This is a genomic window from Streptomyces sp. SID9727 (assembly GCF_010550605.1).
GTDB lineage: Bacteria > Actinomycetota > Actinomycetes > Streptomycetales > Streptomycetaceae > Streptomyces.
Genome location: NZ_JAAGNI010000317.1, coordinates 1 through 22,255 on the forward strand (window position 1 = coordinate 1; position 22,255 = coordinate 22,255).

The 22,255-nt window shown below is 72.6% G+C and carries 23 protein-coding genes; 14 read left to right on the forward strand and 9 right to left on the reverse strand.

Annotated elements, in window-relative coordinates:
- On the forward strand, positions 1 to 990 hold a 990-nt coding region (locus G3I41_RS21670; RefSeq protein WP_164402066.1), incomplete at its 5' end, for a cyclopropane-fatty-acyl-phospholipid synthase family protein.
- Positions 987 to 1,790, forward strand: a complete 804-nt coding sequence (locus tag G3I41_RS21675; RefSeq protein ID WP_164402067.1) for a DUF1295 domain-containing protein — start codon at positions 987 to 989, stop codon at positions 1,788 to 1,790. The genes G3I41_RS21670 and G3I41_RS21675, both read left to right, overlap by 4 nt.
- Positions 1,791 to 1,826: 36 nt before the next feature.
- Here G3I41_RS21675 and G3I41_RS21680 read toward each other — a convergent pair whose 3' ends face one another.
- Positions 1,827 to 2,588 (reverse strand): anti-sigma factor, encoded by a 762-nt coding sequence (locus G3I41_RS21680; RefSeq protein ID WP_164402068.1) that lies wholly within the window; start codon positions 2,586 to 2,588, stop codon positions 1,827 to 1,829.
- Positions 2,585 to 3,169, reverse strand: a complete 585-nt coding sequence (locus G3I41_RS21685) for a sigma-70 family RNA polymerase sigma factor (RefSeq protein ID WP_164402069.1) — start codon at positions 3,167 to 3,169, stop codon at positions 2,585 to 2,587. The genes G3I41_RS21680 and G3I41_RS21685 overlap by 4 nt, the downstream gene beginning before the upstream one ends.
- Positions 3,170 to 3,388: 219 nt before the next feature.
- Between G3I41_RS21685 and G3I41_RS21690 the strand changes: the two genes are divergently transcribed.
- From G3I41_RS21690 to G3I41_RS21700, 3 genes are all read left to right on the forward strand, one after another.
- Entirely contained in the window at positions 3,389 to 4,024 is a 636-nt protein-coding gene (locus tag G3I41_RS21690) for a PadR family transcriptional regulator (protein WP_164402070.1), read from the forward strand.
- A 192-nt stretch (positions 4,025 to 4,216) separates the two neighbouring features.
- A complete protein-coding gene (locus G3I41_RS21695; RefSeq protein WP_164402071.1) occupies positions 4,217 to 5,227 on the forward strand; it encodes an ATP-binding cassette domain-containing protein in 1,011 nt (336 codons plus the stop codon).
- Positions 5,224 to 6,003: an ABC transporter permease gene (locus G3I41_RS21700; RefSeq protein ID WP_164402072.1), complete on the forward strand. Its 780-nt coding sequence runs from the start codon at positions 5,224 to 5,226 to the stop codon at positions 6,001 to 6,003. Before G3I41_RS21695 ends, G3I41_RS21700 begins: the two co-directional genes overlap by 4 nt.
- Here the strand turns inward: G3I41_RS21700 and G3I41_RS21705 are convergent.
- Positions 5,915 to 6,916 carry a hypothetical protein gene (locus tag G3I41_RS21705; RefSeq protein WP_239081771.1) on the reverse strand — a complete coding sequence of 334 codons (1,002 nt, stop codon included), beginning with the start codon at positions 6,914 to 6,916 and terminating at the stop codon, positions 5,915 to 5,917. The two genes, G3I41_RS21700 and G3I41_RS21705, sit on opposite strands and share 89 nt — an antisense overlap.
- 166 nt (positions 6,917 to 7,082) lie before the next feature.
- On the opposite strand from G3I41_RS21705, the gene G3I41_RS21710 reads away from it, so the two are divergent.
- A complete protein-coding gene (locus G3I41_RS21710) occupies positions 7,083 to 7,886 on the forward strand; it encodes a MerR family transcriptional regulator (RefSeq protein WP_203601456.1) in 804 nt (267 codons plus the stop codon).
- 113 nt (positions 7,887 to 7,999) lie between these two features.
- Here the strand turns inward: G3I41_RS21710 and G3I41_RS21715 are convergent, their stop codons facing one another.
- The 3 genes from G3I41_RS21715 to G3I41_RS21725 all read right to left on the reverse strand — a co-directional run bounded on the left by G3I41_RS21715 (position 8,000) and on the right by G3I41_RS21725 (position 10,901).
- Complete coding sequence (locus G3I41_RS21715) at positions 8,000 to 8,953, reverse strand: IS481 family transposase (RefSeq protein WP_164402074.1); 954 nt, start codon at positions 8,951 to 8,953, stop codon at positions 8,000 to 8,002.
- Positions 8,954 to 9,070: 117 nt separating this feature from the next.
- Positions 9,071 to 9,913, reverse strand: coding sequence for a siderophore-interacting protein (locus G3I41_RS21720; RefSeq protein ID WP_164402075.1), 843 nt, complete (start codon positions 9,911 to 9,913; stop codon positions 9,071 to 9,073).
- A 79-nt stretch (positions 9,914 to 9,992) separates the two neighbouring features.
- A complete protein-coding gene (locus tag G3I41_RS21725) occupies positions 9,993 to 10,901 on the reverse strand; it encodes a 5'-3' exonuclease (RefSeq protein WP_164402091.1) in 909 nt (302 codons plus the stop codon).
- Positions 10,902 to 11,221: 320 nt separating this feature from the next.
- Here G3I41_RS21725 and G3I41_RS21730 point away from each other — a divergent pair, with 320 nt between their 5' ends.
- The 3 genes from G3I41_RS21730 (at position 11,222) to G3I41_RS21740 (ending at position 15,635) form a co-directional block, all read left to right on the forward strand.
- Complete coding sequence (locus G3I41_RS21730; protein ID WP_164402076.1) at positions 11,222 to 12,286, forward strand: betaine/proline/choline family ABC transporter ATP-binding protein; 1,065 nt, start codon at positions 11,222 to 11,224, stop codon at positions 12,284 to 12,286.
- A complete protein-coding gene (locus G3I41_RS21735; protein WP_164402077.1) occupies positions 12,279 to 14,912 on the forward strand; it encodes an ABC transporter permease/substrate binding protein in 2,634 nt (877 codons plus the stop codon). The genes G3I41_RS21730 and G3I41_RS21735 overlap by 8 nt, the downstream gene beginning before the upstream one ends.
- 177 nt (positions 14,913 to 15,089) lie before the next feature.
- Positions 15,090 to 15,635, forward strand: a complete 546-nt coding sequence (locus tag G3I41_RS21740) for a helix-turn-helix transcriptional regulator (protein WP_143625543.1) — start codon at positions 15,090 to 15,092, stop codon at positions 15,633 to 15,635.
- A gap of 25 nt (positions 15,636 to 15,660) precedes the next feature.
- On the opposite strand, the gene G3I41_RS21745 is transcribed toward G3I41_RS21740, so the two are convergent.
- Positions 15,661 to 16,809, reverse strand: coding sequence for a TDT family transporter (locus tag G3I41_RS21745; RefSeq protein WP_164402078.1), 1,149 nt, complete (start codon positions 16,807 to 16,809; stop codon positions 15,661 to 15,663).
- Positions 16,810 to 16,880: 71 nt separating this feature from the next.
- On the opposite strand from G3I41_RS21745, the gene G3I41_RS21750 reads away from it, so the two are divergent.
- Positions 16,881 to 17,819 carry a LysR family transcriptional regulator gene (locus G3I41_RS21750; protein ID WP_164402079.1) on the forward strand — a complete coding sequence of 313 codons (939 nt, stop codon included), beginning with the start codon at positions 16,881 to 16,883 and terminating at the stop codon, positions 17,817 to 17,819.
- Between the two features lie 245 nt (positions 17,820 to 18,064).
- On the opposite strand, the gene G3I41_RS21755 is transcribed toward G3I41_RS21750, so the two are convergent.
- Entirely contained in the window at positions 18,065 to 18,514 is a 450-nt protein-coding gene (locus G3I41_RS21755) for a helix-turn-helix domain-containing protein (RefSeq protein WP_164402080.1), read from the reverse strand.
- 141 nt (positions 18,515 to 18,655) lie between these two features.
- Here G3I41_RS21755 and G3I41_RS21760 point away from each other — a divergent pair, with 141 nt between their 5' ends.
- The 4 genes from G3I41_RS21760 to G3I41_RS21775 all read left to right on the forward strand — a co-directional run bounded on the left by G3I41_RS21760 (position 18,656) and on the right by G3I41_RS21775 (position 21,530).
- Positions 18,656 to 19,573, forward strand: coding sequence for a zinc-binding dehydrogenase (locus tag G3I41_RS21760; protein WP_164402081.1), 918 nt, complete (start codon positions 18,656 to 18,658; stop codon positions 19,571 to 19,573).
- 54 nt (positions 19,574 to 19,627) lie between these two features.
- Positions 19,628 to 20,002 carry a DUF4267 domain-containing protein gene (locus G3I41_RS21765; RefSeq protein ID WP_164402082.1) on the forward strand — a complete coding sequence of 125 codons (375 nt, stop codon included), beginning with the start codon at positions 19,628 to 19,630 and terminating at the stop codon, positions 20,000 to 20,002.
- Positions 20,003 to 20,091: 89 nt separating this feature from the next.
- The gene (locus tag G3I41_RS21770; RefSeq protein ID WP_164402083.1) at positions 20,092 to 20,574 is read left to right on the forward strand and encodes a GNAT family N-acetyltransferase; all 483 of its coding nucleotides are present in this window, start codon (positions 20,092 to 20,094) and stop codon (positions 20,572 to 20,574) included.
- Complete coding sequence (locus G3I41_RS21775) at positions 20,571 to 21,530, forward strand: phosphotransferase (protein ID WP_164402084.1); 960 nt, start codon at positions 20,571 to 20,573, stop codon at positions 21,528 to 21,530. Before G3I41_RS21770 ends, G3I41_RS21775 begins: the two co-directional genes overlap by 4 nt.
- Here the strand turns inward: G3I41_RS21775 and G3I41_RS21780 are convergent.
- Positions 21,518 to 22,219 (reverse strand): gamma-glutamyl-gamma-aminobutyrate hydrolase family protein, encoded by a 702-nt coding sequence (locus tag G3I41_RS21780; protein WP_164402085.1) that lies wholly within the window; start codon positions 22,217 to 22,219, stop codon positions 21,518 to 21,520. The genes G3I41_RS21775 and G3I41_RS21780 overlap by 13 nt on opposite strands.
- Positions 22,220 to 22,255: the final 36 nt, after the last annotated feature.

Here is a 22,255-nt window from a genome sequence, read left to right on the forward strand (position 1 = left end):
ACCGCGGTGCGCCTCGGGGCGGCCGGGCCCCGGCCGCCCGTGCCCGCCGCCCGCGCCACCGGACTCGACGGCGCCCTGCACAGCAAGGCCCGCGACCGGGCCGCGATCAGCCACCACTACGACCTCTCCAACGCCTTCTACGCCCTCCTCCTGGACGAGACGATGGCGTACTCCTGCGGCTACTGGACCAGCGACGACCCCGCGTACGGCCCCGCCGACGCGCAGCGCGACAAGCTGGAGCTGATCTGCGGGAAGCTGGGGCTGCGCCCCGGCGCGCGGCTGCTGGACATCGGCTGCGGCTGGGGCTCGCTGACGCTGTACGCGGCCCAGCGGCACGGCGTCCGGGTCACTGCGGTCACCCTCGCCGCCGAACAGGCCGCGTACGTGCGCCACCAGGTGGCCGAGCGCGGTCTGGAGGAGTTGGTCGAGGTGCGCTGTTGCGATTACCGGGACATCGCGGCGGCCCCGGACCACGAGGGCGGTTACGACGCGGTGTCCACCATCGAGATGGGCGAGCACGTCGGGGACGCCCAGTACCCGGCCTTCGCGGCGACCCTGCACGGCATGGTCCGGCCGCGCGGCCGGGTGCTCGTCCAGCAGATGTCGCGCGGGCGGAACGCGCCGGGCGGCGGCGCGTTCATCGAGGCGTACATCGCGCCCGACATGCACATGCGCCCGCTGGGCGAGACCGTCGCGCTGCTGGAGGGCGCCGGGTTGGAGGTGCGCGACGTCCACGGGCTGCGGGAGCACTACGTCCGGACCGTCGACGCCTGGCGCCGGACCCTGGAGGAGAAGGAGGCGCGGTTCACGGACCTGGTGGGGGAGGAGGCCGTACGGGTGTGGCGGCTGTACCTGGCGGGCGGGGCACTCGCCTTCGCGGAGCGGCGGATGGGCGTGGACCAGATCCTCGCCGTACGGCCCGGTGGTGACGGGGAGTCCGGGATGCCTGACACCCGCGAGGCGCTGCGCACGGCCGGGGACGCGGCATGAGCGGCTTCGCCTGGGAGGCGTTCGCGCGGGGCCTGGCGCCGTGTGCGGGCGCCGCGCTGGTGGTCCTGCTCGTCGCGTTCGCGGCCGGCGTGCGCCGGGGCATGCACCGGGGCGTGGACGTCGCCTGGGGACTGGGCTTCGCCGCCGTCGCCCTCGTCTCGTACGGCCTGTCGGCGGGGGAGGGGGACGCCACCCGCCGCCTGCTCGTCACGGTGCTCACCGCGGTCTGGGGGGTGCGCCTGGGGTGGCACATCGCCCGGCGCGGACGCGGCCACGGCGAGGACCCGCGCTACGAGAGGATGCTCGCCGAGGCGCCGGGCAACCCGGACCTGTACGCCCTGCGGAAGGTGTACCTCCTCCAGGGCGCCCTGGTCTGGCTGATCTCGCTTCCCGTGCAGGCGGCCGGATACCTCACCGGGCCGGTGAACGCCCTCGCCTGGGCCGGTACCGCGCTCTGGGCGGTCGGCATGTTCTTCGAGGCGGTGGGCGACCACCAGCTGGCCCGGTTCAAGTCCGACCCGGACAACCGGGGCAAGATCATGGACCGGGGGCTGTGGTCCTGGACCCGGCACCCGAACTACTTCGGGGACTTCTGCGTCTGGTGGGGCCTGTTCCTGATCGTCTGCCAGGCCCCGGCCGCCGCCGCTGCCACGCTGGTGGCGCCCGCCCTGATGACGTATCTGCTCATCGGCGGCAGCGGCAAGGCCCTCCTGGAACGGCACATGGCCGACCGCCCGGGCTTCGCCGCGTACGCCGCGCGCACCAGCGGCTTCTTCCCGCGCCCGCCGCGCCGGGGCTGAGCCGTGTGCCCGGGGGACCACTCCCGGGCACACGCATCACGCCGGCAGCTCCATCAGCGCCACCGGGTCCGAGGTGGGCCGCGCCGAACCGCCCGCCGGCTCCACGGTGACGCCCATGCCGGTGGCCCCGCCGACCGGGCCGTCGAGCAGCGTGGTGTACGTGGTCGAGGACGGGCCCGTGGCGCGCAGCAGGCCCGCCGGGCGCATCGTGCCGCCGTCGTCGAACCACAGCTGGTACACCTTGCCGCTCGGGGCGTCGGCCAGCCCGGAGGCCAGGAACACCGCCCGGTCCTCGCTCCGGGAGACCACCACCGTGCCCTTCGCCCCGTCCTCCAGCGCGCCGGACGCGGTCTTCGCGTCGGGGGCGGCCAGTACCCGGGCCACCTGATCGGCCTGGCGCCGGGTGGCGTCCGCCTGCCGCTGGGCGTCCCGCGCCTCCTGGTGCTGCCACACGGCGATGCCGCCGAAGCCCGCCGCCGCGGCCAGGCACGCGGCCAGGGCGAACCGGGGCCACCGGGCCGCCCCGCCCCGCCGGTCCGGTGAGCGCTCGCGGCGGGGGACGGCGGGCGGCTCCTGGCGTACGGTCGTGATCTCCCGGAGCACCCGCTCCCGCAGGCCCCCGGGGACCGGGGCGGCGGCGGCCAGGCCGAGGCGGGTCGCGGTCTCGGAGAACTCGCGGACCTCGGTGGAGCAGGCTTCGCAGTCGCCGAGGTGCCGTTCGAAGTCGCGGCGCTCCGTGTCCGGCAGGGCGTGCAGGGCGTAGGCGCCCGTCAGCGTGTGGAGTCCGGCGTCGGTCATGAGGTCACCCCGAGGCAGTCGCGCATCCGGATCAGCCCGTCGCGCAGTCGAGTCTTGATCGTGCCGAGCGGCACCGCGAGGAGTTCGGCCACCTCGCGATAGGTGAGCCCCCGGTAGTACGCCAGGGTGACGGACTCCCGCTGGAGCTCGGACAGCGTCCGCATGCAGCGGCGCACCTGCTCGCGTTCCAGACGGGTCTCGACCTGTTCGGTGACCTCGTCGAAGGCGGGGGTGCGGTCGAGCAGGGCGGCCTTGTGCTCGCGGGCGGCCGACGCCTGCGCCGAGCGGACCCGGTCGACGGCGCGGCGGTGGGCGAGGGTCAGCACCCAGTTCATGGCGCTGCCCCGGGCCGGCTGGAAGCGGGAGGCGGTGCGCCACACCTCCACCAGGACCTCCTGGGCGACCTCCTCCGACTGGGCGGGGTCGCGCAGCACACCGCGGACCAGTCCGAGCACCGGTCCGCTCACCGCGTCGTAGACCTGGGCGAAGGCGTCCTGGTCGCCCCGGGCGACGCGGCCCATCAGCTCCTGGAGGTCGGGCCCCGCCGAGGCCGTTCCGCTGATGTACACGGCTTCTTTCACGCGGGGTTCCCTTCGGTGGTCATCGCTCTCCGGGGGTGATTCGGAGCCGGTGCCCGGGCGGATTGGCCGGAAGCCGGAGATCCTTCCACGACTTCCGGCGGCCGGCTCGGAGAGCGAAGCCGAGAATCGCGATACATCGTGGTTGACGCGTCTTCGGAAATCGAGCTATGTTCGGCCACGAGTATTCGTCAGCGAGGAATGTGCGGGGGTGGGGCGGCGGTGGCCAAGCGGCGCAAGCTCGGCAATCCGCTGGCGCTCACGGTGATGGTGCTGCTCGCCGAGCGGTCCATGCATCCGTACGAGATCGCCCAGACCCTCCGCAGGCGCGGCAAGCAGCACAGCGTGAAGATCAACTTCGGTTCGCTGTACACCGTCGTCCAGAACCTGGAGAAGCACGGGTACGTCGAGGTGGCGGGCGTGCAGCGGCAGGGCAACCGCCCGGAGCGCACGCTGTACGGGCTCACCGAGGCGGGGCGCGCCGAGATGCTGCACTGGCTGTCCGACCTGATCGCGGTGCCGGCCGAGGAGTACCCGGTCTTCGACACGGCACTGGCCCTGCTCCCCGCACTGCCCCCGGACGAGGTGGCGGAACTCCTCCTGGACCGGGAACAGGCGCAGACCGTGCGGGCCGCGGCGCTGCGCGGGGTGCTCGCCCAGCTCGGGGACTCGCTGCCCCGCGTCTTCGTCGTGGAGACGGAGTACCAGCTCCACATGCTGGAGGCGCAGCTGGAGTGGATCCGTAGATTCCGCAAGGAGATCGACGAGGCCGCCATCAGCGGCATCGAGGAGTGGAGGTCGTTCCACCAGACCGGCGAGGTCCCGCGGGACTGGCAGGACCTCGACGACCGGGAGTAGGCAGAGGAAAACCCCGGCGGGGCTGTTGCAGCAGTCCGCGCCGGGGTCTCGAACCCCAAAGCCGGACAGCCGTGGAGGCGGCCCGGGCGATCGAGGTGCGGCACACCCAGGATAGCCCGGCACTCCCCACAGGGTCCGGCCCGACGACGTCCGGAGCACCGGACGTCCGGCCGAACACAGGAGAGCTCCGTCATGAGCACCCGTGCGTCCGCTGTCGAGGCGCGACGACTCGTCAAGACCTATCCGGGAGGGGTCGCCGCACTGCGCGGTATGGACCTCACCGTCACCGCCGGCACCGTCTTCGGGCTCCTCGGCCCCAACGGCGCCGGGAAGTCCACCACCGTCAAGATCCTCACCACCCTCGCCCGCCCCGACTCCGGGGCCGCTTCCGTCGCCGGGCACGACGTCCTCGCCCACCCGGACCGGGTGCGCCGCGCGATCGGAGTCGTCGCCCAGAAGTCCGGCGCCGACCCGGTCGCCACCGGCCGCGAGAACCTGCTCCTCCAGGGCCGGCTGTACGGGATGCGGGGGGCCGCCGTGCAGCGCCGCGCCGATGAGCTGCTGGAGCGGTTCGCTCTCGCGGACGCCGGGAAGCGCCTGGTCAAGGGGTACTCCGGCGGCATGCTGCGCCGCCTGGACGTGGCGCTCGGGCTGATGCACCGCCCGGAGGTGCTGTTCCTGGACGAGCCGACGACCGGTCTCGACCCGGAGGCCCGTACGGCGATGTGGGACGAGATATCCCGGCTGGCCGACGAGGAGGGCCTGACCATCGTCCTCACCACGCACTACCTGGAGGAGGCGGACCGGCTCGCGGAACGCATCGCGATCGTCGACCGCGGCCGGATCGTGGTCGAGGGCACCCCCGACGAGCTCAAGGGCGAGCTGCGCGGCGACGCCGTCCACGTCGAGCTGCGCGCGGACGCCGGTCCCGAGGCCGTCACCGCGCTCACCGGCCTGCCCGGGGTGCACGAGGCGGTGGCCGAGGGGCGCCGGGTCAGCGTACGGGCCGAGGACGGCGCCGCCGCCGTACCCGTGCTGCTGGCCGCCCTGGAGCGGGCCGGGGCCACCGTCGCGGCGGCCACCGTCGCCCGCCCCTCACTGGACGACGTCTATCTGCGGTACGCCGGCCGCCGCTTCCAGGACGCGGAGTCCGAGGGTGCGGCGACCGCCCCCGAGCCCGCCCTCGCGGGAGGCGCCCGATGAGCGGTCAGGCCCTCGCGCACACCTGGTACATGACGCAACGGCAGCTGATGTCGATCCTCCGGCAGCCCGTCTTCCTGGCGATGGCCCTGATCCAGCCGGTGATCTGGCTCTTCCTCTTCGGCAACCTGTTCAGGAAGGTGGTCGAGCTCGGCGGCTTCGGCACCACCTCCTACCTGGACTACCTCGTCCCCGGCATCGTGGTGATGAGCGCGCTGGGGTCGAGCATGTGGGCCGGCATGGGCACCCTGGAGGAGATCGAGCGCGGCACGCTCAACCGCTTCCTGACCACGCCGGTCAGCCGGAACGCCCTGATGAACGCCAACGTCGTGCAGAACGGCATCGCCAACACCGCCCAGTCCGTGGTCATCCTGCTGCTCGGATGGGCGGCCGGGGCCGGCTACCCGGGCGGGGCGGCCGGGCTGCTGATCCTGATCGTCGCCTCGGTGCTGCTCGGCACGGTCTTCGGGGCGCTCTCGAACGCCGTGGGCATGATCGTGCGGGAGCGGGAGTCGATCATCGGCATCAACACCTTCCTGCTGATGCCGCTCACCTTCCTGTCGACGTCCTTCATGGCCCCGAGCCAGATGCCCGGCTGGATGCGGGAGATCGCCGCCTTCAACCCGGTCGACTGGGCCATGGTGGCCGGACGTTCCGCGTTGGGCGCCGGGCCCGACTGGCAGCTGGTCGTCACCCGCTGCGGCGGTCTGCTGCTGCTCGCCCTGGCCGCGGTGGCGCTGTCGACGCGCACGTTCCGCTCGTACCAGAAGTCCGTCTGAGGGACGGCCCGTCCGCCGCTCGGCCGTCCGGGCCGGGAGTCCGCTTCCGGCCCGGACGCAGCGCCGCGTACGTCCCGGCGGCGGTGGCGGTGGCGAGGGCCGCGGTGGCGGCGAGAGTCGCGCCGTCCGGGTGGATCAGCGGCTGGCCGCGCAACGCCTGCCACAGCACGAGCGCGACGAGCAGCGCGTACGAAACCGAGGCCACCCGCACCAGGCGCAGCCGCACCCGCGCGTCCCGCAGCCGGGGCACCCTCGGGGCCAGCGCCACGAGCACGAGCAGGAACAGCGGGAGGGCCTGGAGCGCGTGCATGCCCACGAAGTGGGGGACGCGTAGATCGCCTCCGGTCGTCGACCACCCGGTGAACGGCATCGAAGGGCCGCCGTCCGGCACGCCGACCGCATGGGCGCCGACCACATCGGCCGCGCCCCGCCGGTCCGCCGCCCGCTGCTCCGGGGTGGGCTGGGTCATCAGGTAGCCGAAACCGGCCCCCGCGAGGGCCAGGAGGACGCCCGCGCGGATCGCCAGCGCCGAGGCGCGGTCGGCGATCCGGGCCCGCAGCAGGAGGACGGCGATGACCAGGGTGCCGGCCCACAGGACGACGACGGTCACCGCCATCACCTGGAACAGCATGTTGTCGAAGGGTGTGGCCACGTTGAAGTGGCTCCGCTTCCCGCGGATCACCTGCCCGGTGATGATCACCATCTCGCCCAGACTCGCGACGGCGACGACGGTTCCGGCCCACCAGCCGGTGCGCCGGCCCCGGGTGACCAGCGTCAGCATCCAGGCGAGCGCGAGCGCGTACACCACGAACGACACCGCGAACTTGAAGGGCTTGGCCCAGATCGCCGCGCCTGCCAGGACGCGGTCGTCCACCAGCAGACCGACGCCGGAGACGACGGTCATCGCTGCCATCAGGGCGGCGAAGACGACTAACGGGCGGTGCCAGGTACGCCATTGAGGCATGGGTCCCCCTTGAGACTCGATCCGATTATGGATAGTGGCGCTCTCCGCTATCCATGTCGAACTATCTATGATGGGTCCCTGATTGACAAGCAGAGGGAGCGAACGCGCAGTGCGCATGGGTGAGTTGAGCCGCAGGTCCGGGGTGCCGGTACCGACGATCAAGTTCTACGTACGGGAGGGACTGCTGCCCCCCGGCCGGCTGACAAGCCCCAATCAGGCGCGTTACGACGCCGGGCACGAGCGGAGGCTGCGGCTGATCCGGGCCCTGCTCGACGTGGGCGGACTTCCGCTGTCGGCCATCCGGGACGTCCTGCGGGCCATGGAGGATCCGGCTCAGCCGGTGCACAAGGTCCTCGGGGTGGCGGCCAAGCGTCTCGTACCGTCGTCCAGCGACGCCCCGGGGCCCGAACTGGAGGAAGCCCGCGAAGAAGTGGCGGGACTGATCGAGCGCATGGGCTGGCGCGCCGGGCCGGCGAGCGCGGGAGCGGAGTCCCTGGCCGAGGTCCTGGTGGCGCTGCGCGGGGCCGGGCACGGGGCGTTCATCGACCTGCTCGACCGGTACGCGGCCGTCGCCGAGCAGGCCGCGCTCATCGACCTCGGCTACGTCAGCCGAGGGGTGGCGCGGGAGGACCTGGTGGAGAGCGTGGTCGTCGGCACGGTCCTGGGCGAGGCGATGTTCAGCGCGCTGCGGCGGCTCGCCCACGCGGAGGCGTCGGCGCGCGCGTACGAGGACGGGGCGCCGGGGGACGGGGCGCCGGGGGGGGGCCGGGGGAGGGGCGGAGGCGGCCCGGGACTGAGCCGCGACACGGCTGTGCCCCGGCCCACCGGACCGGGGCACAGCGCGGGTCGTACGCCGAGGCGAGGGCCGGGCCCTGCCGTCGGATTCCCGTCCGCCGGGCGGCGTCAGGCCCGGGACTGAGCCGCGACACGGCTGTGCCCCGGCCCACCGGACCGGGGCACAGCGCGGGTCGTACGCCGAGGCGAGGGCCGGGCCCTGCCGTCGGATTCCCGTCCGCCGGGCGGCGTCAGGGCCTATGTGTATTGCCCTGTGAGGTTGGGGACGCGGCTGGCGGGTGGTTGGCCCTTGAGTGCGGTGTGTCCGCGGTGGTGATTGTAGGTGTGGAGCCATTGGGGGAAGGCGTCGCGTCGTTCCTGGTCTGAGCGGTAGGGCTTTGCGTAGGCCCACTCGTCGAGCAGGGTGCGGTTGAGGCGTTCGACCTTGCCGTTGGTCTGGGGGCGGTAGGGGCGGGTGCGCTTGTGGGCGATGCCTGCGGCTGCCAGGGTGTCGCGCCAGGTGTGGGACTTGTAGCAGGAGCCGTTGTCGGTCAGGACGCGCTCGACGGTGATGCCTGCGCTGGTGAAGTAGGCATGGGCCCGCTGCCAGAAGCCGGTCGCGGTTTCCTTCTTCTCGTCGGTGAGGATTTCGCTGTAGGCGAGGCGGGAGTGGTCGTCGACGGCGGTGTGGATGAAGCTGTAGCCGGCGCCGGAGCGTGTTTTGCGGCCCTCATGGCGGCCGAGGACTTTGTGGCCTCCGCCGTCAGGAATGTTGCCGAGCTTCTTGATGTCGACGTGCACCAGTTCGCCGGGCCGGTCGCGTTCGTAGCGGCGTATGACCCGGCCGGTCGCGCGGTCCAGGTGGGGCAGGCGGGCCAGGCGGAAGCGGACCAGGACCCGGTGCACGGTCGAGGGCACCAGGCCCAGCAGATGGGCGATGCGGGCCGGTCCCCACCGGCGCAGGAGCCGGACCTTGATGATCCGGCGCTCGGTGCGGCTCGGCGTCCGGCGCGGGCTGTGATGCGGGCGGGAGGAATGGTCGGCCATACCGGCGTCGCCCAGCTCCCGGTAGCGGCCGGCCCATCGCTGGGCGGTCGTCGGCGAGACCTGGAAGCGTTCCGCCGCCCGCCGCGACGGCCAGCCGTCCTCGACTGCACTGCGGGCCGGACGCAGGCGGCCGGTCTCGGTCAGGGGTGCATTACGGTGGGGCATGAGGGCCTTCTGCTCGTTCGATGTTGATGTCGCAATCCACACCGAACCCGGAAGGCCCTCACTCGTTCAAGATCACTCCACCGTGAACCCTGTCACCAACCTCCATGGACAGAACACCTAGACCGCGCTCTCCTGCTCGCGCTCCACCTGTTCGTTCCACTGGCGCTTGACGGAGCGCCAGGACTCGTCGTCGTGGCCGAGCCGCCAGTAGCCGGAGATCGACAGCTGGGTGGCCGGAATACCGCGCTCCAGCCGCAGGTGGCGGCGGATGTCCTTCACGAAACCCGCCTCGCCGTGGACGAACGCCTGGACCTGGCCGGCCGGGAACTCCAGCTCCCGCACCGCCTCGGTGAGCGCCTCGCCGACCGGACGGCCCGCCCGGTGCAGCCAGGTGATCCCGACGCCGTCCGGCGTGGCGGTCTTCTGCTCCTCCGCCGCGTCCGCCACCTCGACGAACGCGTGCACCACCGCACCCGCCGGCATCTGCTCCAGCGCGGCGGCGACGGCCGGCAGCGCGCTCTCGTCGCCCGCCAGCAGGTGCCAGTCCGCCGAGGCGTCGGGGGCGTAACCCCCGCCGGGGCCCAGGAACGTCACCTGGTCGCCCGGCCGCGCGCCCGCCGCCCAGGGCCCGGCGAGGCCCTCGTCGCCGTGCACCACGAAGTCGATCGCCAGCTCCCGGGCGGCCGGGTCCCAGGAACGCACCGTGTAGGTCCGGGTGGTGGGCCACAGCTCGCGGGGGTACTCCTCGCGGATGCGGGCCACGTCGAAGGGGTGGGTGTAGTCCGCGCCCTCGGGGGCGAAGCACAGCTTGACGTAATGGTCGGTGAAGCCCGCGAGCGCGAAGTCGGCGAGACCGTCGCCGCCGAGCACCACCCGGATCATGTGCGGGGTGATCTGCTCGGTGCGCAGGACCTGCGCCCCCTGGGCCTTCGGTGCCCGCCGCTCCGGTCGTTCTGCCACGAGGTCTGCTCCCTGCTGCCGGAATTGGAGACCGTCGACCGATGCCGAGATCGCCCTTAGGGTCACCTAACCTAACACCTCAGGGTTGCAGTGCGGAGTGGAGGCGCTGGAGGGCCCCGCCCAGCCCCCACCGGGTCGCGAGCGCGTCGAGGGCGGCCGGATCGCGGGGCGAGGCGGGCAGCGCCGGGTCGAAGTCCGGGAGCGGTACGTCGCCGGCGACCCGCACCACCTTCGGCGCGACGGCCACATAGGCGCGGGCCTCGTCGAGCCGCTTGCGCTGCGAGGGCGTCAGCTTCGCCGCCGGATCGTCCACCGCCGCCATGATCCCGGCGAGGTCGCCGAAGGCGTCCAGCAGCTTCGCCGCCGTCTTCTCGCCGATCCCGGGCACCCCGGGCAGCCCGTCGCTCGGGTCACCGCGCAGCAGCGCCAGGTCCACGTACCCCGGGCCGTCCACCCCGTACTTCTCGCGCAGCCACGCCTCGTCCGTCACCTGGAGCGTGCCGACCCCCTTCAGCGGGTAGAGCACCCGCACCCCGCGGGCGTCGTCCACCAGTTGGTACAGGTCCCGGTCGCCGGTGACGATGTCGACCGGGCCGGCCGCCCGCCCGGTCAGCGTGCCGATGACGTCGTCCGCCTCGTACCCCTCGGCGCCGACCCGGGCGATGCCCAGCGCGTCCAGCACGTCCGCGATGACCGGCACCTGCGGGGCCAGCGTGTCCGGGGTCTCCTCCTCGTCGGGCACGCCCGCCGCGGTCTCGGCCGCCACCCGGTGCGCCTTGTACGTGGGGATGAGGTCGACCCGCCACTGCGGCCGCCAGTCCGCGTCCCAGCAGGCGACGAGGTCGTCCGGCCGGTGGTCCTGCACGAGGCGGCCGATGAAGTCCAGCAGTCCGCGCACGGCGTTGACCGGGGTGCCGTCCGGCGCGCGCACCGAGTCGGGCACGCCGAAGTAGGCACGGAAGTAGAGGGAAGCGGTGTCGAGGAGCATCAGGCGTCGCGTCACACGCCGATGATGCCGCACGGCACCGACAGGGGCCGCCGCGGACGCGGTTCCCGGAGAACCGGTCCGGTTCATGTGATTCAGGTCATTCTCGTGTTTGCTGCGGGTAAGCGGGGGCAGGCGCGCCATCGGAGCGGACCACGTCGCATTTTCAACTATTGCACGTGCCATGCGGACGGAATCCGTACCGCTCCACGGTCTGCCGGCGGGGGTGGCAGACCGTTCTCGGTTCTACGCGTGAGGTGTATGTGTCCAGGCTGCAAGCCGAGCACTTGTACAAAGTGTTCGGCAGACGACCCGATCAAGCCGTGCAGAAGCTGCGGAGCGGCACAGGCCGCGACGCGCTGCGCGCCGACGGAACCACCGCAGCGGTGATCGACGCGTCGTTCACCGTCGAACCGGGTCAGATCTTCGTCGTGATGGGTCTGTCCGGCTCGGGCAAGTCCACGCTGCTGCGGATGCTCAACGGTCTGCTGGAGCCCACTTCCGGCCAGGTGCTCTTCGACGGCCAGGACCTGACCGCCCTGAGCCCCGCCGAGCTCCGCCACGTCCGCTCCACCAAGATCAGCATGGTGTTCCAGCACTTCGCGCTCTTCCCCCACCGGAGCGTCCTGGAGAACGCCGCGTACGGCCTGGAGGTGCAGGGCGTGCCGCGCGCCGAGCGCAATCGCCGCGCCACCGAGGCCCTGGAGCTGACCGGCCTGGCCGGCTGGGAGAAGTCCTGGCCCGACGAGCTGTCCGGCGGTATGCAGCAGCGTGTGGGCCTCGCCCGCGCGCTCGCCACCGACGCCGACCTGCTGCTGATGGACGAGTCCTTCAGCGCGCTCGACCCGCTGATCCGCCGCGACATGCAGGACCAGCTCCTGGAGCTCCAGAAGCGGCTGAAGAAGACCATCGTCTTCATCACCCACGACCTCAACGAGGCCATGCGCCTAGGCGACCGCATCGCCGTGATGCGCGACGGTGAGATAGTCCAGCTCGGTACTGCCGAGGACATCCTCGTCACCCCGGCCAACGACTACGTCGCCTCCTTCACCCAGGACGTGGACCGTGCCCGGGTGCTGACCGCCGGCGCGATCATGGCCGAGACGGACACGGTCATCGGCACCGTCTGCGACCAGGGCAAGGAGATCCGGACCACCGACGACGTGCTGCGGTCCACCCCGGCCACCGTCACCGACTCCACGCCGATCATCGAGCTGTTCACGCCCTGCTCGCAGAGCCGGGTCGCGGTCGCCGTGACCGATGACAAGGGCAAGCTCCTCGGCGTCGTGCCCCGCGAGCGCCTGCTCGCCGTGCTCGGCGAGCCGATGACCCCCTCCCAGGCTTCGCAGGACGCCGCGACCGCGCTGAAGAAGGTGGCCGGTGTTTAGGCTCCCTCTCGGCGACTGGGTCGACTCCGCTGTCGACTGGCTCCAGACCCACCTCTCCTGGCTCTTCGACTTCATCAGCTCCGTCGTGAGCGGCATGTTCGACGGCATCGCCGCCGTGCTCTCCGCTCCCGCGCCCCTGCTCTTCGCGGGCATCGTCGCCGTCATCGCCTGGTGGCTGCGCGGTCTGCTCGCCGGAATCCTGGCGTTCGCCGGCTTCGCCCTCATCGACTCGGTCGAGTTGTGGGACGAGGCGATGGACACGCTCACACTGGTGCTCGTCGCGACGATCGTGACGCTGGTCCTGGCCGTGCCGCTCGGCATCTGGGCCTCCCGCTCCAAGACGGTGAGCGCGGTGACCCGGCCGGTCCTGGACTTCATGCAGACCATGCCCGCCATGGTCTACCTGATCCCCGGCGTGATCTTCTTCGGTGTCGGTGTCGTTCCCGGCATCATCGCCACCATCATCTTCGCGCTGCCCCCGGGCGTCCGGATGACCGAACTCGGCATCCGCCAGGTCGACGGCGAGCTGGTCGAGGCTGCCGAGGCGTTCGGCACGACGTCCCGCAACACCCTGCTGCGGGTCCAGCTGCCGCTGGCCCTGCCCACGATCATGGCGGGCATCAACCAGGTCATCATGCTGGGCCTGTCCATGGTGGTCATCGCCGGCATGGTCGGCGGCGGCGGCCTCGGCGGCTCCGTCTACCGGGCCATCGGCAACGTCGACGTCGGCCTGGGCTTCGAGGCCGGTGTCTCCATCGTCATCCTGGCCATGTACCTGGACCGGATGACCAGCGCCCTGGGCCGCGAGGTCTCCCCGCTCGCCCGCCGCGCGCTCGCCAAGGCGCAGTCGATGGCCGGCGGCCTCAAGATCTGGCACCACCGCCCGCAGCCCGTCGTCGCCGTCGCGGGCGTCGTCGCCCTCGCGCTCGTCGCCGGCGGCATGGGCGTCTTCGGCTCCTCCGACGACGAGGCCGCCACCGCCTCGGACACGGCGAAGATCGGCGCCGGCAAGAAGATCAGCATGGGGTACATCCCGTGGGACGAGGGCATCGCCTCCACCTTCCTGTGGAAGGAGCTGCTGGAGCGCCGCGGCTTCGAGGTCGACGTCAAGCAGTACGAGGCCGGCGCGCTGTACACCGGCATGGCGGGCGGCCAGATCGACTTCGAGACCGACTCCTGGCTGCCGGTCACCCACGCCTCGTACTGGAAGAAGTACAAGGACCGCCTGGAGGACATGGGCTCCTGGTACGGGCCCACCTCGCTGGAGCTGGCCGTTCCCACGTACGTCAAGGACGTGAAGTCCCTGGCCGACCTCAAGGGCAAGGCGTCCGACTTCAAGGGCCGGATCGTCGGCATCGAGCCCAGCGCCGGTGAGATGGGCCTGCTGAAGGACAAGATCCTGCCGGGCTACGGCCTGGACAAGGAGTACAAGGTCGTCGACGGCTCCACGCCGTCCATGCTGGCCGAGCTGAAGCGCGCGTACGCCAAGAAGGAACCGATCGTCGTCCCGCTCTGGTCGCCGCACTGGGCGTACAACCAGTTCGAGCTGACCAAGCTCAAGGACCCCAAGCACCTCTGGGGCAAGGGCGACGGCATCCACACGCTGACCCGCAAGGGCTTCACCGCCGACAACCCCGAGGTCGGCAAGTGGCTCAAGGACTTCAAGATGAGCGAGGACCAGCTCACCAGCCTTGAGGCCCAGATCCAGAAGAGCGGCTCCGGCAAGGAGCAGGAGGCCGTCCGCACCTGGCTGAAGGCCAACCCGGACGTCGCCGACAAGTGGACCCCGGTGAAGAAGTCCGCCCCGGCCAAGGGCGCGAACGGCAAGGACGAGCGCGACCGCCCGGTCGAGATGGCCTGGTTCCCCTGGGAGGAGGACATCGCCGCCACGTACCTGTGGAAGGCCGTCCTGGAGGACCGGGGCTACAAGATCAACCTCAAGCAGTTCGAGGTCGGTCCGATGTACACCGCGATGTCGCGCGGCCAGATCGACGTGCAGTTCGACGGATGGCTCCCGTTCACCCAGAAGAACTACTGGGACAAGTACGGCTCCAAGCTGACGGACATCGGTTCCTGGTACGGCCCGACCTCCATCGAGGTCGCGGTGCCCGACTACGTCAAGGACGTGAAGTCCCTGGCCGACCTCAAGGGCAAGAGCTCGGAGTTCAAGGGCCGGATCGTCGGCATCGAGCCCGGCACCGCCACGATGGAGAACCTGAAGAAGAACGTGCTCCCGGCCTACGGCCTGGACGACGAGTACCAGGTGGTCGACTCCTCGACGCCCGGCATGCTCGCCGAGCTGAAGCGCGCGTACGCCAAGAAGGAGCCCATCGCCGTCCTGCTGTGGACCCCCCACTGGGCGTACAGCGAGTACGGGATGACCAAGCTCAAGGACCCGAAGAAGGCGTTCGGCGAGGGCGACCGGCTGCACACCATCGCCTCCAAGGAGTTCCCGGAGAACTACCCGCAGCTGACCAAGTGGTTCAAGGACTTCAAGCTGAGCGAGAAGCAGCTCGCCGGCCTGGAGAACCAGATCCAGAAGCTCGGTACAGGGCACGAAGAGGACGCCGTGAAGGCCTGGCTGGAGAAGAACCCGGGCATCGCGGACAAGATGGCCCCCCAGTAGGAGCCGTCACCGGCCCCCACCAGGGCCGCAGCCCGTGAAGGGGTGGGTCGCGCCGTCGGCGCGACCCACCCCTTCCGCGTTGCGGTGTGCTCACTTTCCGGGCCGTCCTGGCGTAACGGTGTGCGCGACCGGCTCATAACCGGAAGGATGGCGAGTCGGGTCGGGAGGGAGCCGGACATGGACGAGAAGGAAACACTCCGCGTGGGCGCCGCCGTCCGCCGGCAGCGCAGGTCCCTGGGGCTCACCCTGGCCGCCGTAGCCTCGCGCAGCGGCCTTTCCGTGCCGTTCCTCAGCCAGATCGAGAACGAGCGCGCGAGACCCAGCGCCCGGTCGCTCGACCGGGTCGCGGAAGCGCTGGAGACCACCACGGCCCGGCTGCGCGCCGCCGCCGACTCCGCGCGCGCGGTCGACGTCGTGCGCGCCGCCCACGAGGACGGGGTGCACCGGGTGGTCCGCGGACGCCACCAGCTCAGCGCCCTGGAGTTCACCGGGGAGCTCGACCTCGGGCGCGAGTTCCAGCACCGCAACGACGAGCTCCTGTACGTCGCCGAGGGCGCCGCCGAAGTGGAGGCCGAGGGCCGGGCCTACCGGCTGGTCCAGGGCGACACCCTCTTCCTGTCCGGCGGGGTCCGCCATCGCTGGCGGGCCACGCTCCCCGGCACCCGGCTGCTGTGCGTCGCGGTCGCCGAACACATCGACGCGACGTCCGACCCCCGGCGCTGAGCGTCCGGGGCCGACGGAAGCGTGCTCAGGCCGTACGGGCCGCCACCGGGGCGGGCCGCTGCGGCGCCGCGAGCAGCGCCCCGCTGAGCAGCCCGCGCACCGTGCGCACCCCCGCCACCGCCCACGCCGACACCAGCAGTACGTACAGCGCGACGGCCAGCCAGGTGAACGCGGCCAGACCGGTGTGCCGGGCCAGGCCCGCCGCGCCCGTCACACAGGTGCCGACGGGGAACGTGAAGCCCCACCAGGTCATCGAGAACGTCATCCCGCCCCGTACCGCCCGCCCCACCAACGCCACGGCCAGGGCCAGCCACATCAGGGCGAAGCCCATGACCGGCACCCCGTACAGCACCCCGAAGGCCCGCAGCGCCGAGGCGTAGGGGCCCTCCACCACGCCCGGCGCCACATCGGCCAGCGCGTTGACCGCGGTCGTCGACTGGCCCAGCGGGCCGAGCACCAGGAACAGGGTGGGCGTCAGCGCGAGCGGCAGCGGCCCCCCGTGCACGAGCCGGCCGAAGACCAGCGGGAGCATGACCACCGTCGCCAGCAGGCTCAGCCCGAACATCGCGTAGCAGCCGAGCAGCAGCGCCTCGCGCCCCTGCCCCGGGGGGAGCTCCGCCACGAGCAGGGGGCCCAGCGCGGCCGACACCATCGGCGCCACCACCGGCAGCAGCCACACCGGGGACGCGGTGCCCGGCTCCGGCCGGTGGCGCGTGATCATGAGGTACGGGACCGCCACGGCCGCCACCAGACCGGTCACCGTGCCCGCCGTGTACAGGACTACGTCCAGCGCGAGCGCCGCCCGGTGCCCGATGAGGTCCTTGCCCACGGTCATGCCGGAGCCGCCGACGGCCAGCAGCGCCATCGACAGGCAGCCGTAGAACGGCGCGACGGCCTGGTCCGCCAGATGGGCGCGCGCCTGGTCGCGGTGGGCCGCCCAGTGCCCGGCGCGGGCGGCCAGCACGGCGGCGAGCAGCAGTGCCGAGACCACCCACACCGCCGTGCAGGCGCCCCGCAGCCCGGGGAGGTGCACCGGCAGCGCGGCACCGGCACTCGCGACGATCGCGGTGCCCATGACCGTCGCGTACCAGTTGGGGCCGAAGTGCCGCAGCGCGGGCTGCCGGGCGGCGCCGGAGTACGGGGAGAACGTGCGGGTCCGGAGATAGGTGGCCATGCCACGATTCTCCCCGGCCTGCTCCGGACCCCACCAGGGAGCACCGCTCTATGAGGTCATAAGGTGGACTTATGTCCAGCGAACCTCCGACCCCCCTGTCCCACCGGGTGCCCGACCTGGGCGCGCTGGAACTGCTCCTCGCCGTCGCCCGGCACGGCAGCCTCGGCCGGGCCGCCCGCGACGTCGGCATCACCCAGCCCGCCGCCAGCAGCCGCGTCCGCTCCATGGAACGGCAGCTCGGCCTCACCCTCCTCGACCGCTCGCCCCGGGGCTCCCGGCTCACCGACGCGGGCGCCCTGGTCACCGACTGGGCGCGCCGGGTCGTGGAGGCCGCCGAGGTGTTCGACGCGGGAGCCCAGGCGCTGCGCGACCGGCGCGACTCCCGGTTGCGGGTCGCCGCCTCCATGACCATCGCCGAGTACCTGCTCCCCGGCTGGCTCATCGCCCTGCGCGCCGAACGCCCGGGCACCGCCGTCTCGCTGCTCGCCGGGAACTCCGCGGTGGTCGCCGAGCGGCTGCTGCGCGGCGAGGCGGACCTGGGCTTCGTGGAGGGCCTGTCCGTCCCGGAGGGTCTCGACGGCACGGTCATCGCCCACGACCGCCTCGTCGTCGTGGTCGCCCCCGCCCACCCGTGGGCCCGCCGCCGCACCCCGCTGACCCCGGGCGAGCTGGCCGCGACCCCGCTGATCCTGCGCGAGCACGGCTCCGGCACCCGCCAGGTCCTGGACGCCGCGCTCGCCGTCCACGGCCCGCTGGCCCCGCCGCTCCTCGAACTCTCCTCGACCACCGCCGTCAAGGGCGCGGCGGAGAGCGGCGCCGGTCCCTGCGTCCTGAGCGAGCTCGCGCTCGGCGAGGAGCTGTCCGCCCGCCGCCTGGTCAAGGTTCCCATCGCCGGCGCCCGGCTGCGCCGCCAGCTGCGTGCGGTCTGGCCCTCCGGCCACCGCCCCACGGGTCCGGCCCGCGACCTGCTCGCGCTGACCCGGTCGGAACCCTCCGGAGGTACGGCCTGAGGTATCGACCCGCAGCGTTGTTGACGCGGCTGACACCGCACGGCGGCCGCGATCGAGGTCCACGTCTGCGATCTGCGCCGGTCCCGCAAGCTCGGAACCGCGCGGATCGGCCGTGTCCCCTCACCCGCCCCTGCCGGCCTCAGGCCGACGGCGAAGTCGAACGAGTTCCTGGACAGCGCCCGCCACACCGGAGTCTTCGCCTCCGACCAGAACCCCCGTGCCGACAGTGCTCGTGATCAGTACACCTAGGGGGCGCCGTTCTTTCCCTGGTCATAGGCGTCGCGACGGGTGAGGACCTCCTCCATGTTGGTCTCCGCCCACTTCTTGATGTCCCGCATGACCTGCTGGAGCGAGTGGCCGAGATCGGTGAGCTCATAGCTGACGGTGACGGGCACGGTCGGGGTCACCGTCCTGGTCACCATCCCGTCCCGCTCCAGCGCGCGCAGGGTCTGCGTCAGCATCTTCTGGCTCACGCCCGAGATCCGGCGCGACAACTCGGAGAAGCGCAGGGGCCGCGCCTCTTCGACGGTGGTCTCCCCGGGGCGCGGGCCGTCCCCGCCGAGCGAGGCGAGCACGAGGGCGACCCACTTGTCGGAAATCCGCTCCAGGAGCCGGCGGCTGGGGCAGAGCGCGAGAAACGCGTCGTACTCGCGCTTGGCCTCGGCTCGTCGCTCGGACGCGGTGCTGGTCGCCACGGGGCAGTCATCTCCTCGGTTCGGTGACTTACTTACTTCAAGGTGCCTACTTCCCAGTGGTAACCGGGTTCTTCCATGCTGGTGTCCCGGAGCAGGGATGGCAAGGCCCCGCGCGAGCCCTGCGGCAACAAGGAGTTGATGATGAGTCAGGTAATTTCGCGGCGAGTCGTGGTCCGCGTTCCGTCCGGTCCCGAGTCCATCGAGACCGTTGAGGCGCCGGTGGCCGAGCCGGGGGCCGGGGAGATCCGGGTGCGAATCGCCGCTGCGGCCGTCAACCCGGTCGACCTGGGGGTGGCCGCAGGCGTCTTCCACCGGCTGGGCATGGTCCATCAGCCCGACTGGACAGGTCTCGGCTGGGACTTCGCCGGTACCGTCGAGGCCGCCGGACCGGACGTCGAGCTGCGGGCCGGCAGCCGGGTCGCCGGCTTCCTCGACGGTTTCGACCGCGACCACGGCTCCCACGCCGAGCACCTTGTCGTCCCCGCCGCGAACGTCGCCGCCGTACCGGACGGAGTCGACCTCGTCGCGGCGGCCACGGTGCCGCTCAACGCCACCGCCGCCGCCCAGGCGGTCCACCTCGTCGGCGAGGCGCCGAGCGACGCCCGGCGGCTGCTGGTGACCGGTGCGGCCGGTGCGGTGGGCGCGTACGCCGCCGTGCTCGCCCAGGAGCGCGGCTGGCAGGTGACCGGACTCGCGCGGGCGGCCGACGAGCCGTTCGTCCGCGGCCTGCACGTCGGCTTCACCACCGAACCCGGCCGGGGATGGGACGCCGTCCTCGACGCCGGAGCCCTCCAGGAGCCGGCCCTCGGGGCGGTGCGCGACGGCGGCCGCTTCGTGGGCGTGCAGCCCGCCGCCAGGCTCCCCGAGGAACGCGGCATCACCGTCGAGGTGATCTTCGCCCGCCCCGACGGCCCGCTGCTCGCCGGTCTGCTGGAGCGGGTGGCGGCGGGGCAGCTGCCGACGCGCGTCCACACCGTCGTGCCGCTCGACAAGGCGGCCGACGCCTACCGGGCGATGGCGGAGGGCGGCGTCCGAGGGCGGATCCTCCTCGTCCCCTGACGCCACGTCACGCGTACCCGACGACCACGACACTCTCTTACGCAAGGACAGCCGATGCTCACCACGCTTCCCACCGTCGTCGCCGGTCTCCTCGGCGCGGGCCTCATCCTCATGGGCGCGAACGCCTTCGTCAGACCGCGGGACGCCGTCGGTTTCGGCATTCCCGGCGCTCCGGTCGAGGACCTCGGATTTCAGTCCTGGCTGCGCGTGAAGGGGCTGCGGGAGATCGGGCCCGGTGCCTTCCTCTTCGTACTGATGGCCGTCGCGAGCTCGTCGGTCCTCGGTTGGTACCTCCTGGTGTTCGGCCTGATACCCGCCGGGGACGCGCTGGTCGTGCTGCGCAGCGGCGGGCCGAAGGCGACCGCGTACGGAGTCCACGCCGCGACCTCCGCAGTGATGCTGCTGACCGGCGTCGGACTCCTGGTCTGACAGGGCCGGCCCGGAAAAAAAAGGGGGCGACGCCGCCCGCCCGGGCACGACACCCTGTCGGGGCACGGCACCCACCGAGAGGACGCCCCATGAGCACACCGCCGCACCTGAGACGCGCCGGCGCGGACGACGCCGCCGAGGTCACCCGGCTGCGCCTGGTCATGTTCGCCTCCATGGGCCTCGTCCCGGAGCCCGACTGGACCCCGGTGTGCGAGGCGTACTTCCGCGAACGGCTCGCCGGCGACCCGCAGTTCGTCGCCTATGTGATCGACGCGGGGGACCGGCTGCTGTCCAGCTCGGTGGGCCAGTACACGTGGTCCCTGCCCCGGCCGGGCCGCGCCCCGTACATCGGGCACATCGCCTCGGTCGCCACCGACCCGGACCACCGGCGGCAGGGCTACGCCCGCCTGACCTTCCGGGCCGTCCACGACCACCTGGTCGAGGCCGGGTGCTCCCGGATCAACCTGACCGCGACCCCCGAGGGCGAGGGCCTGTACCGCTCGCTGGGGTACGGAGACCCCACCGGGCCGATGCCCCTGACCTGGACCCGACCGGGGGAGACGCACCGATGACCACCACCGCGCCGCCCGCGCGCGGCCTCCGCCACCCCTGGTCCGGTCTGCCCGCCGCCGTACGCGAGGCCGTCGAGGACATCCTCGGCGCACCGGTCACCGAGGCCCGCAGCCAGAGCGGCGGCTTCTCGCCCGGAGTGGCCGCCCGCGTCCGGCTCGCGAACGGCGGCCGGGCCTTCGTCAAGGCGGTGAGCGCCGAGGTGAACCCGGACAGCCCGGACATGCACCGAGCCGAGGCCCGCCTCACGGCCGCCCTGCCACCGCACGCCCCGGCGCCCCGGCTGCTCGGCTCGTACGACGACGGCAGCTGCGTCGCCCTCGTGCTGGAGGACATCGACGGCCGCCAGCCCCGGGTGCCCTGGGACCGGGCCGAGCTGGACCGGGTCCTGACGGCCGTCGGTGAGCTCTCCCGCGCCCTCACCCCGGCCCCGGCCGAGGTGGCCTCGGCCGCCTGGGGCAAGTCCTCGATGTTCGACGGCTGGCGCACCCTGCACGCCGCCGGGGGCGACGCCCGCCTCGCCCCCTGGGCCGCCGGACACCTCGCCGCGCTCGCGGAGCTGGAGGCCGGCTGGCCCGAGGCCGCCGCCGGGGACACCCTCGCCCACAGCGACCTGCGCGCCGACAACATCCTGCTCACCGGGGACCGGACCGTCTTCGTGGACTGGCCGCACGCGGTGCGCGCAGCGCCCTGGTTCGACCTGCTGGTGATGCTCCCGTGCGTGGCGGCGCAGGGATACGCCTCCGGCGGCCGCGGCCCGGACCCGGAGGCCCTGTTCACCGCCCACCCGCTCGGCCGGGACGCGGACCCGGACGCCGTCACCGCCGTACTCGCCGCCGTCGCCGGGTACTTCGCGGAGCAGGCGCTGCGCCCCGACCCGCCCGGCCTGCCGACGCTCCGGGCCTTCCAGGCGGCCCAGGGCGCCGCCGCCCTGACCTGGCTGCGTCAGCGGTTCTGAGCCCGCACCGCTTCCACCAGGCCCCGCGCCACGCGGAAGTCCTCGCCCATCTCCGGATGCCACTGCACCCCCAGGACCCAGTGGTCTCCGGGGAGTTCGACCGCCTCCACGGTGCCGTCCGCCGCGTGCGCCGACGCCACCAGGCCGGTGCCGATCCGGTCCACGGCCTGGTGGTGGTAGGCCGGGACCTCGCACGGGGCGGGCGCCAGCGACGCGTACCGGGTGCCCGGGACCGGTGTCACCCGGTGCGAGCCGAACACGCCCGTCGCCCCGCCCGGGCCCACATGGCCGTCCAGATGCTGGATCAGGGTGCCCCCGCACACCACGTTCAGCAGCTGCATCCCCCGGCACACCCCGAGCAACGGCGTCCCCGACTCCAGCGCCGCCCCGATCAGCGCCGTCTCCCAGACGTCCCGCTCCGGCGCCGGCGGCCCGGTGCGCGGGTCACGCCCGGCCCCGTACCGCGCCGGGTCCACGTCGGGACCGCCCGCCACCACGACCGCGTCCAGCCGGGCCACGGTCTCCGCGGCGAACTCCGGCGCGTCCGGCGGCAGCAGTACCGCCAGACCGCCCGCCTCCCGCACCATCCGGGCGTACCCGGCGGGCACCAGCGCCGCCGGCAGGTCCCACACGCCCCAGCGCGCCGACGCCACCAGGTAGGTGCTGATCCCGACCAGCGGACGGTTCACCGGTGCCCTCCCTCGTACGGCGCGCGGAACACCCCG